Here is a 17708-nt window from a genome sequence, read left to right as displayed (position 1 = left end):
GCTTTTATCTAAAATCTAAAATTAAAAAAAATAGCTGATAGCTGAGTGCTGAATGCTAATTGCTTACATTATCATTATTTTTAAGCAAGTCTGGACGACGAGATTTTGTTCTCTCAATTTGTTGTTGATAACGCCATTTTGCTATTTCTGCATGATGTCCTGAAAGCAAAACTTCTGGTACTTTCCAACCACGAAAATCAGCAGGTCTGGTGTAATGAGGATAATCAAGTAATTCAGATTCAAAACTTTCGCATTTTAAAGATTCAGCTTTGCCGACAGTTCCTGGAAGTAACCTAACTACTCCATTAATAAGAGCTAAAGCTGGTATTTCTCCACTTGTTAGAACAAAATCTCCAAGGGATATTTCTTTAGTCACTAAATATTCTACCCTTTCATCAATACCTTCATAATGACCACAAATTAGAACAAGTTGTTCATACTCTGCGGCTAAATGCCGAAACATCTTTTGGTGCATTTTCTCTCCCTGGGGAGTTAATAAAATAACTTCTCGTTGCGGAAGAGTTGGCAATGATTCTACAGCAGCAAATATAGGTTCTGGTTTTAAAACCATTCCTACTCCACCACCATAAGATTCATCATCAACTTTTTTATACTTATCTACAGTATAATCGCGGGGATTAACTAGATTAACCTGAGCAATATTTTTGTTAAGAGCTTTACCAAGTAAACCTGAGCTGAGAGGTGTGGTAAAAAAGTCTGGAAATAGGGTAATAACATCAAATCGCACGACATTTATTTGTAGGGTGATGGGGTGATGGGGTGATGGGGTGTATTAGAATATTTTTTCATCAAAACTTATAAACTTAACTAATCAAAAAAAATTTGGAAAAATCCAAGTTCCATAGTAGACTGACACACCTAAAATGGTGCATCAGGGAGTAGGGGAGTGAGTAAAGACGTTCCATGCAACCTCCGTAGGGGGAAAAAGATTCTGGTTGGGTTTCCTCCCTCAACCCAACCTACATCTAATCAAAAAAATTTGGAAAAATCCCAGAGAGGATAATTTAGGGACTTGCCAGATAATAAGATAGTCTACTATTATAACGAATTATTAAAATAATCGAAATTAAATGTTTATCTGCTGTCCAAGATTAACAATAATATGATGCAGTTAGAGCCTCAAGGTTTAAAAATAAATAGATTACGTCCGACAAAAACAACTATTATGGTTATCGGAGGAGCGGAGGATAAAGTTCATGGAAAAGAGATTCTACGAACTTTTTTTAATCGCGCCGGAGGAAGAGATGCCAAACTAGGAATTATTCCTTCAGCTTCCAGGGAACCAGCAGCTCAAGGAGATAGATACCGTAGGGTGTTTCAGGATATGGGCGCTGTTGATATTACAATATTTGACATCCGGGAAAGGTATCAAGGAGAAGACCCTATCTGGCTAAGAGATTTGGAAGATTGTACCGGAATATTTATGACTGGAGGAGACCAACTGCGTCTTTATGCCTTACTCGCTGATACCCCTTTGATGGACAATATCAGAATTAAAACTTTAGAGGGTAAAATAGCCCTGGCCGGAACAAGTGCAGGGGCGGCAGTTATGGGCTATCACATGATAGCAGGTGGTGGTAGTGGCTCTTCACCAAATAAGTCTCTGGTTGATATGACCAATGGTTTGGCTATATTGCCACAAATAATAGTAGACCAACATTTTCATAATCGGAATCGGATGGCCCGTTTATTAAGCGCGATCGCTACTCACCCAGACAAAGTTGGTATAGGGATAGATGAGGATACTTGTGCATTATTTGAACAAGATGGTCAAATTCAAGTCTTGGGTAAAGGCACAGTCACAATTATAGATCCGATAGAAATATCCTATACAAATGCTGCCCAAGTAGAGGTAGAAGCTCCTTTGAGTTTATCAAATCTCAGATTACATATACTTTGTCATGGGGATAGTTACGATCTTAATTCTCATACCATGAAACCAGAACTGTCTGAAACAATTATTCCTCTTGACTAATAGCATTTCTGTTAGTTAATGGATAATTGATAATGAAAAATAAGCACCTACACAAAATTATTGACAAATTGTCATGTTTACACAGTAATAATTTTAGCTTCGCTCAATGTGTAATTTATTTTTTGACTTGCTTATCTCTAATTAGGGTTTGCTGAATTTTTCTCAAAGTATTAATAGGTAAAAGTATTAGCCTTTTGAGGACGAAAAAAAGTGCAATTTTTTAAACCTTTGTAATCAAAAATTTAGTTAGGATTTTAGGTTGATTAGGGAAGAAAAATAAAGGGATAAAATATCCGAATACTTTCTCTATAATTCCCATTCTTCCTGACTGCTACAAAGAGAAAAAACAGTTTATTCAAGAAACCCTAATTATTCATTATTAATTATTCATTATTAATTATTAATTATTAATTATCCATTATCAATTATCTTCAAATTCTCTTATGAAAATCCTCAAACTGCAGACATTACGCGGTCCTAACTACTGGAGTATTCGCCACCATAAACTCGTGGTTATGCGTCTAGACTTAGAAGACCTTTACGAAAAATATACATCAGACATCCCTGGTTTCTATAAAGGATTAATCGAAACTCTACCAAGTCTGGTAGAACACTATTGCTCCCCTGGAGTCAAGGGTGGTTTCCTCACTCGTGTGGAAAAAGGAACATTGATGGGTCATGTTGTCGAACATGTGGCCTTAGAATTTCAACAACTAGCAGGAATGCCAGTTGGTTTTGGTAGAACCAGGGAAACATCTACTCCAGGAATATTCCAGGTAGTAATAGAATACGAGAATGAAAAAGCAGGTCGTTATGCAGCACGAGCAGCAGTAAGACTTTGCCAAAGTATTGTTGATACAGGTAAATATCCTCTAATAGAATTAGACCAAGATTTAGAAGACCTCAAGGAATTAAAAAATAAAGGCTCTTTGGGTCCAAGTACAGAAGCTATTGTTAAAGAAGCAGAGGCAAGGGGTATTCCTTGGACTCAACTAGCAGCTCGGTTTATGATTCAGTTTGGTTATGGGGTGAATCAAAAAAGAATCCAGGCAACTCTCACCAACCAAACAGGGATTCTTGGGGTAGAACTTGCTTGTGATAAAGAAGGTACTAAAAAAATTCTCCAAGATGCAGGAATACCAGTACCTCGTGGTACAGTTACTCGCTACTTAGATGAACTGGAAGATGCCATTGAGGAAGTGGGAGGATATCCTATTGTGATTAAGCCTCTAGATGGAAATCATGGTCGTGGCATTACCATAGATGTGAGAAATTGGCAAGAGGCAGAACCAGCTTATGATTTGGCTAGTGCTGCTTCTAAAACCAAAACTGTTATTGTAGAACGTTACTATACGGGTAAAGACCACCGAGTGTTAGTGATTAATGGCAAGGTTGTGGCAGTGTCTGAAAGAGTTCCAGCTCATGTAGTCGGAGATGGCAAGTCTACAATAGCAGAACTAATTGAAGAAATTAATAGAGATCCTCAAAGAGGCGATGGACATGATAATGTCCTGACTAGAATTACGGTAGATAAATCTGCTCTTGCTATCTTGGTAAGACAAGGATATAGGATGGATTCTATACCGAAACCAGGAGAAATTTGCTTTTTAAGAGCAACAGCTAACCTCAGCACTGGGGGTATTGCAGTAGACCGTACTGATGAAATACACCCAGAAAATGCTTGGTTATTATCTAGAGCTGCTAAAATAATAGGTTTGGATATTGCAGGTATAGATGTAGTTACTGAAGATATCTCTAAACCATTGCGAGAGGTAGATGGAGTGATTATAGAAGTTAATGCTGCTCCTGGTTTTCGGATGCACGTTGCTCCTAGTAGCGGTTTGCCCAGAAATGTGGCAGGGGCAGTAATAGATATGTTATTCCCTGGGTTAAGAAATGGGCGAATACCAATTTTGGCTGTTACTGGTACTAACGGAAAGACAACTACGACTCGGCTACTGGCTCATATTATGAAGCAAACTGGTCAAGTAGTGGGATATACTACTACTGATGGTACTTATATTGGTGAATATTTGGCTGAAACTGGAGATAATACTGGTCCTCAAAGTGCTAGTCTAATTCTTTCAGACCCCACGGTAGAAGTTGCGGTGTTAGAAACGGCGCGGGGTGGTATTTTGCGTTCTGGTTTAGGTTTTTCTACCTGTGATGTGGGAATAGTATTAAATGTAGCTGCTGACCATTTGGGTATTGGAGATATTGATACTATTGAACAATTAGCTCAACTAAAAAGTGTAGTAGTTGAGTCAGTAATGCCGAAAGGATATGCAATTTTGAATGCTGACGATCCATTGGTAGCAGCAATGGCAGAGAAAGTCAAGGGTCAAGTTGCTTATTTCTCAATGGATATAAATAACGAAATCTTGGTAAAACATACAGAAGCGGGGGGTTTAGCAGCAGTTTATGAGAATGGCTATATTTCAATTTTGAAGGGTGATTGGACTTTAAGAATTGAAAAAGCAGCTAATGTGCCAATTACAATGGCTGGTAAGGCTCCATTTATGATTGCTAATGCTCTGACAGCTTGTTTGGCCGCTTTTACTCAAGGTGTGAAAATAGAGCATATTCAGGAAGGTTTGTCAAGTTTTGTGGCTTCGGTAGATCAAACTCCAGGCCGGATGAATATGTTTAATATGGGTAGTTATCATGCTTTGGTAGACTATGCTCATAATCCTGCTAGTTATGAAGCATTAGGTGGATTTGTCAGAAATTGGCCTGGCAAAAGGATCGGGGTCGTTGGAGGACCTGGCGATCGCCGTGATGAAGATTTTGTTTCTCTGGGTGAGTTAGCAGCGGATATTTTTGATGAAATTATTATCAAGGAAGATGATGATACGAGGGGAAGAGCAAGAGGAAGTGCTGCGCAACTTATTGATGAGGGTGTGAAACAATTTTTGGATCGGGCAAAAAATTCTGAATCAAAAGTGAGTTATGAGTCAATTTTAGATGAGACAACTGCTATTAATACAGCTTTAGATAGAGCTTCTACTGATAGTTTGGTAGTGATTTTACCAGAAAGTGTCAGTCGAGCGATCAGTTTAATAGAAGCTCGTAACCCGGTTAAGGATCTTAAATTACCTGAAGGTGGTATTGAGTCTTCTAGTTCTTCTGAAGAGTTAAAGACTTCGGTGGCACATTAAGCATAGCTTGCCAAGGATAAATTCCTTGGCTGAAAGCTTAAGTCATCTTTTAGATGACTAGATTATCGGGACAACCAGAAATCCTCACAGAAACCCGGTTTCTTTAAGAAACCGGGTTTCTAATTTGCAATGTTTAGTTTACATCAAACCAAGTTGAGAAAGGATGCTTTGGCCAGTCAAAAATTCGGTAGCTATACCAATAATAAAACCTAACATTGCCAAGCGACCATTCCAAGTTTCTGCAAATTCAGTAAAACCTAACTTTTTCCCTTGATTTTCTTCCATATCTATTATTTTGATTTTATTTCAAGTCTATGTAATATAACTTAACTTAAAAACTTAAAGTTCGCAACATTATTTAATATTTTGATGAGGCCAAATAGTTAGGGAATGGACTAAACGGGTGTAAACTGAAATTTTAGGCCGTTGGTGAATCAAGCTATGAAATTTCAATATTGCTTGCTATTAAAGCAAAATTATAGCTAAAGTCATCAACGCCGTTATCTTCGTAACATTCTTTTTTTTGAAATTGGTATTAAATTGAAACTGAATACTAATCTCTATAAATTAATTTAACTATAATTTTGCCAACCTAAAAGCCGGATAAAAATGTCTTCATCTAGCAAAAAATTATTTCAAATATCAGTAGTATTTTTAACCTTAACTGCTATTCCCAAACCCTTAGCAGCTGCTAATATATCTTTGTTAAAGAATACTATTCTATCTAAATCTGTCAACTCAGATACTACGTATCCAATATCTAAATTATTGCCTAGTCTAAATAATAAAACTGAGGCAATATTGTTGCAAGCACCTACTGGTAATGCCAATAAAATAATAGAAAAAAAAAATTCTCTTCGCTGGATATTACTATTATTAGGAACTCCTTTATTGGGAGTATTATTATGGGGAGTGTTAAGAGGGGGTAAAGATAAGTCAGTCGGAGTAGAAGGAACTTCTGTTACTGATACTAAAGTTGTTGAAGCAAATGATATAGCAACAACTAAAACTCTAGAAGATAGTAATGAAAAAACTAAATTAACTGCAGATATTTCTACCGAAAAATCAATTTCAGAAGAGGAAAAAGGAACAAATGTTGATAGTATTTCTGCCAAAGCAGATTTAGTAGAAACTTCAGCAGAAACAACTGAAATAATTCCAGATATTTCTACCAAAAAACCAATTTCAGAAGAGGAAAAGAAGACAGATATTGGTAGTATTGCTTTCAGAGGAAATTTATTAAAAACTTCTGAAGTAACGAGTGAAAGAAGTTCAGATATTTCTACCGAAAAACCAATTTCACAAGAGGAAAAGAAGACAGATATTGGTAGTATTGCTTTCAGAGGAAATTTATTAAAAACTTCTGAAGCAACAACTGAAAGAAGTTCAGATATTTCTAGGGAAAAACCAATTTCAGAAGAGGAAAAGGGAACAAATGTTGATAGTATTTCTGCCAAAGCAGATTTAGTAGAAACTTATGAAGTAACAACTGAAAGAAGTTCAGATATTTCTACCGAAAAATCAATTTCAGAAGAGGAAAAGGGAACAAATGTTGATAGTATTTCTGCCAAAGCAGATTTAGTAGAAACTTCAGCAGAAACAACTGAAAGAAGTTCAGATATTTCTACCGAAAAACCAATTTCAGAAGAGGAAAAGGGAACAGATGTTGATAGTATTTCTGCCAAAGCAGATTTAGTAGAAACTTCAGCAGAAACAACTGAAAGAAGTTCAGATATTTCTAGGGAAAAATCAATTTCAGAAGAGGAAAAAGGAACAAATGTTGATAGTATTTCTGCCAAAGCAGATTTAGTAAAAGTCTGGGCAAACCAAGAAAAAAATAGTAAAATAACTCTCATCCCCAACCCTCATCAAACAGCATCAGTAACTTGGTTAGTTCCACAAACAGACAAAGATGCAGCCAAATTACATGGGGGTAAGCAATATCAACTGCGAGTTTATAATGTTACAGATATTGACCTAGACTCACAAACAGCTCATCATGTCAAATATTATAATTGCGCAGAATCTGATCGGCAATGGCAAGTAGGCAACTTATTGACTAATCAAGAATATCAAGCAGAAATAGGTTATGTTACCAATAATGATCATTGGCTAGTTTTAGCTCGTTCTCAGCGATCGCTAATTTTAGAAGCAGAACTCAGTGAAGAGACTAACACAGCAATAGAAAAAGTAGTTAGACCTACAACAAGGTGGAAATTGATATCATCTCCTAGTCAAATTACTATTACTCCTGATGATACAGAGAAAATGACTGTGGTTTGGAAAGTTTCTAAAACTGCTCAAAATCAAGCGAAAGAAGAAGGAGGAGAACAATGTCAGTTGCGAGTTTATGATGTTACAGATATTGAACTACTAGATACAAAACCAGCTTGCAATGTACAAGCTTATGATTGTGATGAGTCTACTCAGACACAAATGCAAGTTCCTGCGATCGTGAGCGATCGCGAATATCAAGCAGAAATAGGTTATGTCACAGATGATGGTCAGTGGTTAAAGTTAGCTCGTTCAAACCGAGTGCGGATGTCAGCACCTAAAGCTAATCAAGATTTTACTAAAGACAAAAGTACACAACTAAATAGAACTGAGACAACCGTAGGTATTTCTAAGGAGGGGTTAAAATCCTGTTGGGTCATTATAGTTCCTCGTACTAATCAAAGTGTCTATGCTTATTGGGCAATTTCTCAAGCTGCGAAAGATGATGCCAAGCAACAAGGTGGAGAGCAATACCAGTTGCGCATATTAGATGTTACAGACATTGATATAGAGTCACAAAAACCTCATAATATGCAGCAGTATAATTGTGAAGAGTCTAGTCAGAAGAAAGAAATAACTATCAATGGGAATGGCAATGTTAGCTATGTTGATTATATTGCTGAAATTGGTTATGTTACTGATGACTTTCAGTGGTTGGGGGTAGCTAGTTCTAATGCGATGCGAATCCCTATTACTAAAGTTGAGCAAGAGAAATAATATCAGGACTTACGCATTGGGAAGGAGTTTTAGGTATTTGAGATTGCTTCGCTGTCGCTCGCAATGACAGAAATACGTTTTTTTGTGTAAGTCCTGATTATATCATGTCCGGTTTGTTGCCACACCTTTACCATTCCCCAAAAAATAACATCAGGTGCATCTATAACAGTTGCAGCTAATTCGGGAAATAGGGTTGTGAAATGACTCAATAGTATAGAGCGATCGCCTCCAGTGAATACTATTTTACTCTCAGGAAATTCTTCTAACCAAGATATAACATAATCTTTCATACCTGCCAAGATAGTATAAACAATTCCACTTTGAATTGCTGTTGTTGTTTGTTTTGCCCACCTTGGAGGTAATTCTATAGGTATATTAATTGATGGTAACATCGCAGTTCCTTGTGATAAGGATGATAACTGCAATTTTAATCCTGGTAAAATAGCTCCCCCCACTATTTTTTTTTCGGCATCAGCACCAGTAAAGGTCATTGCTGTACCAGCATCTATGACTAAGATAGGCCAACCAAAGTTTGTACCTGCACCCAAAACTGCTAAAGCTCTATCTATTCCCAAGGTAGAATAAAGTCCTTGCAGTGGTAAATTATTTAAGGTAATCAGCTCGGAATCAGGATAAGTTTGCCAAATTGCTGTTTGTTCGGGAACTACTGATGCTATTAACAAAGGTATCCGATAATTCAAGTTTATATTGTTAGTTTCTAAGATATTTTTTAGCTTTTTTTCTATTACTTTTTCCTGATTGAAATAAGATTTAATTTCCTTGTTCTCAAGATGGTTAATATCCCAAGTTTTTTGAGGAATTGCACCTATAAAATAACCAAAATGTAAACGGGAATTTCCAATCATTAAACCTAACCAATTTTGATTTTTAGACATAGCAAAATTATAAGTATTCAGCCGTAAACTATTAGCTATCAGCAATTGTTTTTAGTGTTATATAAAAGTTTTATTCACAATACTTACACAGAACCACTGGTCTATGATTTAGATATTATAGAAATCCTAAATAGGGCTTGCTGATTAAATATCAAAGTATTTACAGATAAAGATTGCACTCTTTTTAGAAAAAAGTGCAAGTTTTTAGGTCTCTCAAGTACAGTTCCCGAAAAATCAAAAATTTAGCATTTGAGGCTAACGATAGCAGCAAAATTATAGAAATATTTTTCTCACTACTTCCTCTATAAATTCCTATTCCTCTTGACTCTGTAGGTAGTTGCATAAGGGCATCCCTACCTACTTGCCAAATACAAAAAGACTTCTTCAGCAAACCATAATTCAAACCTTCTTCCTTTTTCCTTCTGCCTTTTTATCACAGTCCAACGCCCAAACCAAAAGTATATATAGCAACTGCTCTATCTTGCATATTAAAAACCACTTTAATTCCTGTTTGATCGGGATTCATCCATTGATAAGCATTCTTAATTTTCTCCCCTTCTTCCACCTCATTTGGCACTACTTGTTCTCTATTAACTAAACCCTCGTGATCAGCAGTACCATTAAGTTGCATTTCCTTTGCCTCTCTTGATTTTTGAAAAGCTCCCGGATCAAATTCTGTATCTAATTCTCCTTCTTTTTTCAGGATATTTCTAACTTCTTGGTATGTCATTCCTAACTGCAATTTTTCATACTTTTCTCTAGTAATTGCATAAACTGGTTTAGGTTGATTCCAGAAAGGATTACCAAAATTATAAGTATTCATATTTTGGGTTCTAATAGCTACTGCTTTCTGATTAGAATTAAAAACTATACTCAGACTTGTACCATCAGAATTAAGCCAAATATATTCAGTAGTATTAGGATTAGTTAAAGAGTTATTGCTACTAGACTGTTTGGTTCCTCTATTGCCAATAATTTTTGTCACTTCATCATAACTCATGCCAACTTTTATCTCTTCAACATTTCTATTTGTAACTACAGTAAGTTTTCTGTTAGCTCCCAAGCTAGTAGTATTCAAATTTTGAGCAGTTAATTTAATTAACTTATTTTCAGAATTAAAGATAGCAGTTATTCCTGTACCATCATTATTTACCCACCGATAAGCAACCCAAAAATTTTCCAAACCCGGACTATTATATTCAGGATAAATTTGACCTTCTTTACCTAATATTTGTTTGACTTCCTGATAAGTCATACCAATTTTTAAATTGTCATAGTTAGCTTCAGTGATTCGATTAGCAAAAACTGGCTGAAAGTGGATATGTAAAGTATATATCAAACCAGTAATAATTGTGGTTAATAAAAATTTGTGCATGGTTATTACATAATTAGAGTTTAATGATTGATTACTTTTGAGGATATTAAATTTTTCAGAATTAATCTTGTTAGACCTAGTATAAAGTTTGAGCAATGTCTGTCAAAGTCGATACTGAATTATTGTGATATCTACGCTCTTTTAATATAAGGATTCAGCTATTAGTAATAATACTCTACTTTTGTAGTAATATTGAACTTCTGCTTAATAAAAGTTTACCTCTTGAAGTGGGGTAATTTCAGTTATCAGTTAGCCTCCTGGGTCAGAACTTTCCTGCGGAATGCTACGCATTCATGTCGCGCAGCGAAACATTAACAGTACCTTGAAGTTGTTGCCAGAGGGTAGAAATACTGAATTGAAAATTTTTTATCCCTTTGAGAGAGGAAGCTTGAGACCTTATTTTTTGGTCAATAAATACCACCATATCTTCTACTTTAAATCCCACTTATTTAAGTTTCTCTGCTCCCTCCATTTCACTATTCCCAGTAATTATAATATCATCTACAACAAAAAATTTCATTACTTTTAAAGAAGAGGGAACAGATAGAAGTTTCAATTTTTTATTTACTTTTTGATTGGTCACAACTAATTTAAGATTGCTATAATGACTCTCCCTTATCCTCTATACTAAAGATATTAAATACATAATGATAGAAAATGAAGTACCGTAAATTATTTGTAGTTGGTTGTCCCCGCTCTGGTACAAGTTGGTTGACGAAAATAATTAGCCTTCATCCTAATATTCTAAAAGTTCCATCAGAAAGTCATGCTTATTCTCTAACTTACCACTACTTTACCTATTTGAAACAGCAGAAACTAAAAAAAAGATTCAAGTCAGCAAAATGGATATTAAAATTTTATGGTTTAAAACCATTGTTATTAGGTTTTAAATCAGAAGATATTTGGCAAGGTATTTTCAAGCATTATGAGGCATACCAAAAGGGCAAAGATAAAGTTGGACTTCATAATTTAGTAAATTATACAGAGCTACAAGAATTAATAGCAAAAGCTAGTTCTGGTTCAGAAGATGACTTAACAAAAGTCAAAAAATTAAACAAGTTAATGTTTGATCGCTTTTTTGAAAAAAATGGAGGAACTCAAAAGGATATTCTTCTTGAAAAAACACCACAACATTTGCGTTATATTGATGTAATTTTAAATCAGTTTCCTGAATCAAAAGGTATAGAAATTATTCGAGATGGGCGCGATATTTGTGTTTCCTATCAAGCCAGATCAAAAAATGCTCGTTGGGCAAAACAAAGCACAAAAAGTGTGATTCAAATATGGAAAAAAGCTATTGAGAGAGGAAAAATAGCTAAAGCAAACTCAGAAATTAGCGATCGCCTTTATTCAGTCCGTTATGAAAACCTCCGTACTTATCCACAGAAAGAAATAAGCAAAATATTTGATTTTATTGGTTTAGACTATGATGAAACTCTAATTGATGAAATTATTGATGCAACAGATATTAGTAAAGTAAAAAACAAAGGAGAAGGTAAACATATTCGTCAAGGTTCTATTGGAGAATGGCAAACTGGACTTTTACCAGAAGACATTGCTCTTTGGAAAGAGTTAGCAGGAGATACTCTAGCTGGTTTGGGGTATTTAATTTAGGCTAAACAAGAATTGAAAACATTTCCAATGCGAGCCAAAAAGCTCGCGCGTGTGTATATTTAGCGGGTTTACTTCCAACTAACAACTGATTTCCCCATCTCCGTAGGGGCGGGTCTCATCAGTAAGCTAACGCTCTCAACGACAAGCTGACTAGACCCGCCCCCTCCCAGAACTGAAAAACGGCGGTTTTCCCCATCTCCGTAGGGGCGGGTCTCATCAGTAAGCTAACTTAACAACGACCAACTAACTAGACCCGCCCCCTCCCAGAAAGCGATCGCCTTCTGATTCCCCCAAGGAGACTTTAGCTTTTCACCTTTGGCGTTTTCCCTAACTTAACAACTGCCAATTTTCAGTGCGAGCCGGAAAGCTCGCGCCTATATATCTTCAGTCTTCAACTACTCCCTACTCCCTACTCCCTACTTCCTAATAACTGAAAAAACTGATATCACCACGGCGAACCGATCATCGTAAACCCTGCCCAATAATAGGGATGAGATAAATCTTTCTGATCACCTCCAACTAACTGCCGTGGTAAAGACAAAAGTGGATTACCATTTCGGAGTATCAGACCATCTTCTAACTGAACTTCCCCCCTTAACATTGCTAACTGAGCTTCTCGTAATGCTTCTGCTTTAATAGGTCTTTTTGACAAATTTTCATAAAACTCAGTCATTAAAGCTAATGTACCAGTATCACTAACATACCAAAGACTTGCCAAAGCAGACTTGACTCCTGCTTGCACTGCTAACCCCGCAAAACCTAACTCAGCATCTTCATCCCCCACCGCAGTTGTGCAAGCACTCAACACCAATAACTCTACCTGGGGACTATACAAACGTAACTGACGGAACTCATTCAAGCGTAACTTAGTATCCCAAAATTGAATATAAGAATTATCAGCACCCCCTGGATGAAATTCTCCATGAGTCGCTAAATGAATAATTTTGAATTTTTCTTTGCTGCGTTGCTGCAGCAAATTTTTTAATGTAAATTGTTGATTTAAAAAAGATTTACCAGACCAATATTTATTCACAATAGCATTAAGTTCTATAGGTACTGCGGGTAGAGGAGTTTGATTAGCATCAGTAGGAAATTCAGATGCTCCCATTGCCAAAATTTGAGAGCCTTTTAATCCCGTATATCTGGTATCTGTTAAACTAAAACTAGGAATTAACGCTAAACTATATTTTTCTACTAGGTATTGTTTACGCTCATTATCATATAGAGCGGCTATGGGAAGAGTTCTTAAACCACTATCCATTGAAAAAATTATCATGTTTATATGATTATTTCTCAGTTCTCCATATATTGGTTCAATTAACCATTGATATAATATTTGAGAATTTTCTAAATAATTGCGAGAATCTAATTGACTAGGATTTCTAATTTGATTCGTGAATTTTTTAGCAACCTCAATTACTTCTTCTCTGCTTTTTCTAAGACTTTTAACAACTGGTTTACCATTGGGCAAAAATAATTGTAATTCTAAATAATTAGATCGTGCAGAAACATATATAATTGCAGGTTTGATGCCTATTTTAGCAACACTACTGAGAGTATCACGAATGTTTGCTGGTGTGGCAGTTCTCCTAGAGATATTTTCTCCTAAATAACTAGCAAATTCTTTGCCTCTAGTTAGCTCTATCTGAGATATTGTATCTGTTAATCTAATTGGGAAATTATCCTTAGCAGAAATTTCTGAAGCAGTAATAGTCATATTTTCTTCTATCACAATATTTGAGGTTGGTTCCTCTGAAAACTTACCTTCAGCAAAATTTTCTGTAGCAATAGTTGGCTCAGAAACTTCAAAAACTGACGAGTTTATATTAGAATTTGTATCTTCTAAAATAATAGTTCCTTCAGAGTTTGTATCTTGTACAAGAATAGTTTCTTCTGGGTTTTTCCAAAGAAGTCGAGAGGGATTAGTTGGTTCTAATTCTTCTGTAGTTTGCTCTTCTACCATTAATGCAGGAACTTCTTCTTCAGATACTTGGAGGTTATCTACATTTTCTCTCGCTGAGGTAGTCATTTCAGAACTGCCTAAAACTGGAGAGTTTCTGTTGGTTTCTGGGGGTACTATTTGTTCTTTTTGTACTTCTTCATTTGTGTTTACAGATGATTCATTTTCTCTATTCTTGGTGGATGTTTCCTGTAATTCTGATTGAGAGTTTTCTATTTCTTTTAGATCGAGTAGATCAAAGTTTCTAGATAGAGAGTGCTTGGGGGAAATTGTAAATTCTCCATTTGTAATTGTTTGTACAGAACCGTTAGTTGCTGCATTTCCTACGGTAAATTCTTTTTCTGTGCTGATCACAATATTTCCTCCTGCTGACTCTCCTGCGGTAGAAATGCTAGCAAGATTCTGATTTTGATTGGAGAAAGCACCTGTTATCCTCAGAGTATCGTCGGTACTAATTTCAACATCACCTCCAAAATTTCCACCTTCTGCTTTGATTGAAAAAATTTCAATATCATTTTCTGCACTCAATGTAACATCTCCACCCTTTCCTGATTTAGCGCTAGAATTTATTTCTTTTGTGGTCAAGCGATCGCCTGCTTCTATATCAATATTTCCTCCTCTTGTTATTCTTGTAGTAGTTAATTTTCCTGTTTCTATGGAACCTTCATTACTTCTAATATTTATATCTCCAGACACTGAAATATCATCAGTGGAGATATCACGGTTAGCGTTTAAAGTAATGTTGGCATCATCTCTTCCGCTTATTTCACTTGTAGTTGTTGTTCTTGTAGTAGTTAATTTTCCTGTTTTTATAGAACCATCATCACTAAAAATATCAATATTACCAATAATTTTATTTGATGTATTAGCATTCACATTTCCTATTTCAATATTTCCTTCATTGCTTCTAATATTTATATCTCCAGATGCAGAAATATCACCAGTGGAGATGTCACCTTTAGCATTTAGAGTAATGTTAGCATTATCTCTTCCACTTATTGTACCTTTACCTGTAATTCTTTCTGCTTGTATAGTTACCGGATCGTCAAATATCACTCCATTTCTGTCACCGTTTTCTGGAGAATAGATAGTAATAGTACCAGAATTTTCTGATTTCCCGATGTTAATGGAACTAAAACCATTTGCTAAAGCTGTTAATTCTAATGTTGTCAGATTAAGTGCTTGTGTATTTTCAAACCCCCCCAAAGTAATATTGTTATTTTCTGATGTTGACTGTATGGTAAGTTTCCCGTTACTACTAATACTATTTTCCCCACCTAAAAAGTTAACTTCCCTTGCAGAGACGAAAATATTGCCAGTTGTTGTACTGTCACTAGATGTTGATATTCCTTGAAGATTAAGAGTATTTTCAGATGCGATCTCAATATTTCCACCACTTTGTTGACCTTCAGAAATAATGTTTTGTGTATTAATACTAGCAGCAGAATTTATGGTAATATTTCCACCCCTAGATTTTCCACTAGAATCAATTTCTCCTGTAGTAATATTTCTCTGAGCGTCAATATTTATATCTCCACCATTCCTTTCTAATTTTATATTTAAGTTAGCAGTAGATAAATTATTAGTCATAATAAAACCTTGACTACTGGTCAAATTTAGTTCTCCGCCATTAGTATTAATATTACCTGTATTAATTGTGGTTCCCGAAATATTAATTTCTGCTCCTTGAGTATTAATAGTATTTTTTGAATCTATAATAAAATAGCCGGAACCATTTTGGTCGCTATCTGCGATAAATGAAATTTCACCTATTGTATTTATTAAATTTAATTCAGCTTCAGATAAATCATTAATAGTTATATTATCTGCTGCTTCAATTTTAATATTTGCATTTGATATAGTTTCTATTGATGACTGAGAAATTTGAGATTCTGTTGCTTTTTGTTCAGTTAAAGAATTATCTTCTAGTTGAATATTGCTGTGTACAATCTTAATGTTTTCAGCTTTAAAAGATAAATCTCCCAAAGTATTTGCAGAACCTAAATTAACAGTGCCATCAAAAATTAAAATTCCTTGACTAGAAATTTCTACTCTATTTTTTGTAGAGTTTAATTCTACTGAATTAGAAGGTTTTTCAATATAACCAGTAGCTTCTATCTTCCCGAAAAATGTAGTTTCTTCAGCACTAGAAATAACGATATTACCTCCGTCACTAAAAGAAGACTTTGCAGATATTTCTGTTCCTTCATCAACATAAATACGAGTAGCATTAGGAACATTTCTTAAATCAGAAAAATCTCCACCAATTCTAATATTTCCACTGCCATTAATACTAGAAGCATCCAAATTAGCATCAAATAATCCTACTTTTTCTCCAAAAATATTAATTCCACTTGTATTTGATAATTCTGAATCTTCTGTTCCAGAAACATCCAGATAACCAGAAATAATAGTTGTACCTGAATCTGTAGGAATTACCTGATTTGAACCAGTCAAAACTACTTGATTATCACCATTAACCGTTACTCCAGTAGCAGTTTCCATCGCCTCATTATTACCAGTTAACAATTGAGGTATAGATAAAGGATGTAATGTCTCTAATTCTTCACTTAAATTTGTACTTGAACTTTCTCCATCTTCCCTTTTTATTTCTAAATTTAACAAACGCCCTTCTTGACTAATGCGGACTAAATCTTCTCCTAAAATTGTAGAGATTGTAATTTCACCCCCTGGTGCAGATATTTTTCCTGTATTAATAATTGTGCCACCTAATAAAACTACACTTTTTCCTGGTTCAACAGTTAATTCACCTTCATTTATTATTACCCCCAAATTATTTATAGGAAAGGAAAAAGCAGCCGGATTTCCTGTTAAAATATTATAGTTATTTTTACCTGTAGAATTAAATGAACCAGAATTAAAATCAATACTTGAACCAGTAGTTACAACAAAAGAACCAGGTACATCTAATCTAGCATTTGCACCAAAAATAATCCCAGCAGGATTCATAATAAATAAGTTAGAATTTCCTCCAGTTACCTGAATTAAACCATTAATTACAGAAGCATCTCCACCTGTAACACGAGTTAAAATATTTTCTATATTGGGGTTAGATATAAAGTTAACAATTTGGCTTTCTGTCAAACTAAATTCACTGAAACTGTGGAAAATATTAGTATTATCTCTAGAGCGCTTTCCACCTGTAATATCAAAGCGGGTTGGGTCAGAATTGTTTGATGGTTTTACCGGAGTTACTACCGTGTTAGTTGAGTTTGGTTCAGGAACTATGGGTCCGGGTGATGATTGAGCTAATGCAGTTGGATATCCCCCCAACCCCCATTTCAAAGGGGGGCTTAAGAAGAGTGTAGCAGTGTCCAATATCCAAAGTCCAGTTAAGGGGACAGTTATGAGAATATGGTAAATTTTATTAACAAGTACATACTTCATGGTTTTTAATATAGGGAGCTTTTTTAGTATCAGTTATCAGTAGTCCATAGAAAAATAATTAATAATAAAGCACGCACGAGCAAGATGCTCGCAGTATAATAATTCTATCATTTTTAGGGAGTAGGGGAGTAGGGAGTAGGGGGATGGGGGAGTAGGGGAGTAGCCAGGAAAAAAGAAGTCCAATCTACTGAAAGTATAGCGATAAATTTAATGTCCATAATTGTATTATTAAATCAATTACTAAAGTTTTATTCCTACGAATAACGCATAATATTAAGAACCTGCCTACTACCATAACGACACAGCTACT

At 35.3% G+C, this 17708-nt stretch carries 10 protein-coding genes; 4 read left to right on the top strand and 6 right to left on the bottom strand.

Annotated features, from left to right (window positions below):
- Nucleotides 1–55: 55 nt before the first annotated feature.
- A complete protein-coding gene (gene trmD, locus VKJ25_RS16345; RefSeq protein WP_324237701.1) occupies nucleotides 56–748 on the bottom strand; it encodes a tRNA (guanosine(37)-N1)-methyltransferase TrmD in 693 nt (230 codons plus the stop codon).
- Nucleotides 749–1123: 375 nt separating this feature from the next.
- On the opposite strand from trmD, the gene VKJ25_RS16340 reads away from it, so the two are divergent.
- Nucleotides 1124–1996, top strand: coding sequence for a cyanophycinase (locus VKJ25_RS16340; protein WP_324237700.1), 873 nt, complete (start codon nucleotides 1124–1126; stop codon nucleotides 1994–1996).
- A gap of 443 nt (nucleotides 1997–2439) precedes the next feature.
- A complete protein-coding gene (gene cphA / locus VKJ25_RS16335) occupies nucleotides 2440–5154 on the top strand; it encodes a cyanophycin synthetase (protein ID WP_324237699.1) in 2715 nt (904 codons plus the stop codon).
- Between the two features lie 138 nt (nucleotides 5155–5292).
- Here the strand turns inward: cphA and VKJ25_RS16330 are convergent, their stop codons facing one another.
- Nucleotides 5293–5439, bottom strand: coding sequence for a high light inducible protein (locus VKJ25_RS16330; protein ID WP_324237698.1), 147 nt, complete (start codon nucleotides 5437–5439; stop codon nucleotides 5293–5295).
- 324 nt (nucleotides 5440–5763) lie between these two features.
- Here VKJ25_RS16330 and VKJ25_RS16325 point away from each other — a divergent pair, with 324 nt between their 5' ends.
- Nucleotides 5764–8145, top strand: coding sequence for a DUF4912 domain-containing protein (locus tag VKJ25_RS16325; RefSeq protein WP_324237697.1), 2382 nt, complete (start codon nucleotides 5764–5766; stop codon nucleotides 8143–8145).
- A gap of 29 nt (nucleotides 8146–8174) precedes the next feature.
- Here VKJ25_RS16325 and VKJ25_RS16320 read toward each other — a convergent pair whose 3' ends face one another.
- The 3 genes from VKJ25_RS16320 to VKJ25_RS16310 form a co-directional block, all read right to left on the bottom strand.
- Entirely contained in the window at nucleotides 8175–9041 is an 867-nt protein-coding gene (locus VKJ25_RS16320) for a pantothenate kinase (RefSeq protein WP_324237696.1), read from the bottom strand.
- 433 nt (nucleotides 9042–9474) lie between these two features.
- A complete protein-coding gene (locus VKJ25_RS16315; protein ID WP_324237695.1) occupies nucleotides 9475–10416 on the bottom strand; it encodes a hypothetical protein in 942 nt (313 codons plus the stop codon).
- Between the two features lie 283 nt (nucleotides 10417–10699).
- Nucleotides 10700–10861: a hypothetical protein gene (locus VKJ25_RS16310; protein WP_324237694.1), complete on the bottom strand. Its 162-nt coding sequence runs from the start codon at nucleotides 10859–10861 to the stop codon at nucleotides 10700–10702.
- Nucleotides 10862–11073: 212 nt separating this feature from the next.
- On the opposite strand from VKJ25_RS16310, the gene VKJ25_RS16305 reads away from it, so the two are divergent.
- Nucleotides 11074–12030, top strand: a complete 957-nt coding sequence (locus VKJ25_RS16305; RefSeq protein WP_324237693.1) for a sulfotransferase — start codon at nucleotides 11074–11076, stop codon at nucleotides 12028–12030.
- A 445-nt stretch (nucleotides 12031–12475) separates the two neighbouring features.
- Here the strand turns inward: VKJ25_RS16305 and VKJ25_RS16300 are convergent, their stop codons facing one another.
- The gene (locus VKJ25_RS16300) at nucleotides 12476–17398 is read right to left on the bottom strand and encodes a CHAT domain-containing protein (RefSeq protein ID WP_324237692.1); all 4923 of its coding nucleotides are present in this window, start codon (nucleotides 17396–17398) and stop codon (nucleotides 12476–12478) included.
- Nucleotides 17399–17708: the final 310 nt, after the last annotated feature.

It is taken from the genome of Okeania sp., assembly GCF_035285525.1.
In the GTDB taxonomy this organism is placed as follows: Bacteria; Cyanobacteriota; Cyanobacteriia; order Cyanobacteriales; family Microcoleaceae; genus Trichodesmium.
Note: the sequence above shows the minus strand (reverse complement) of the source record. Positions and strands in the feature narration are given on the sequence as shown.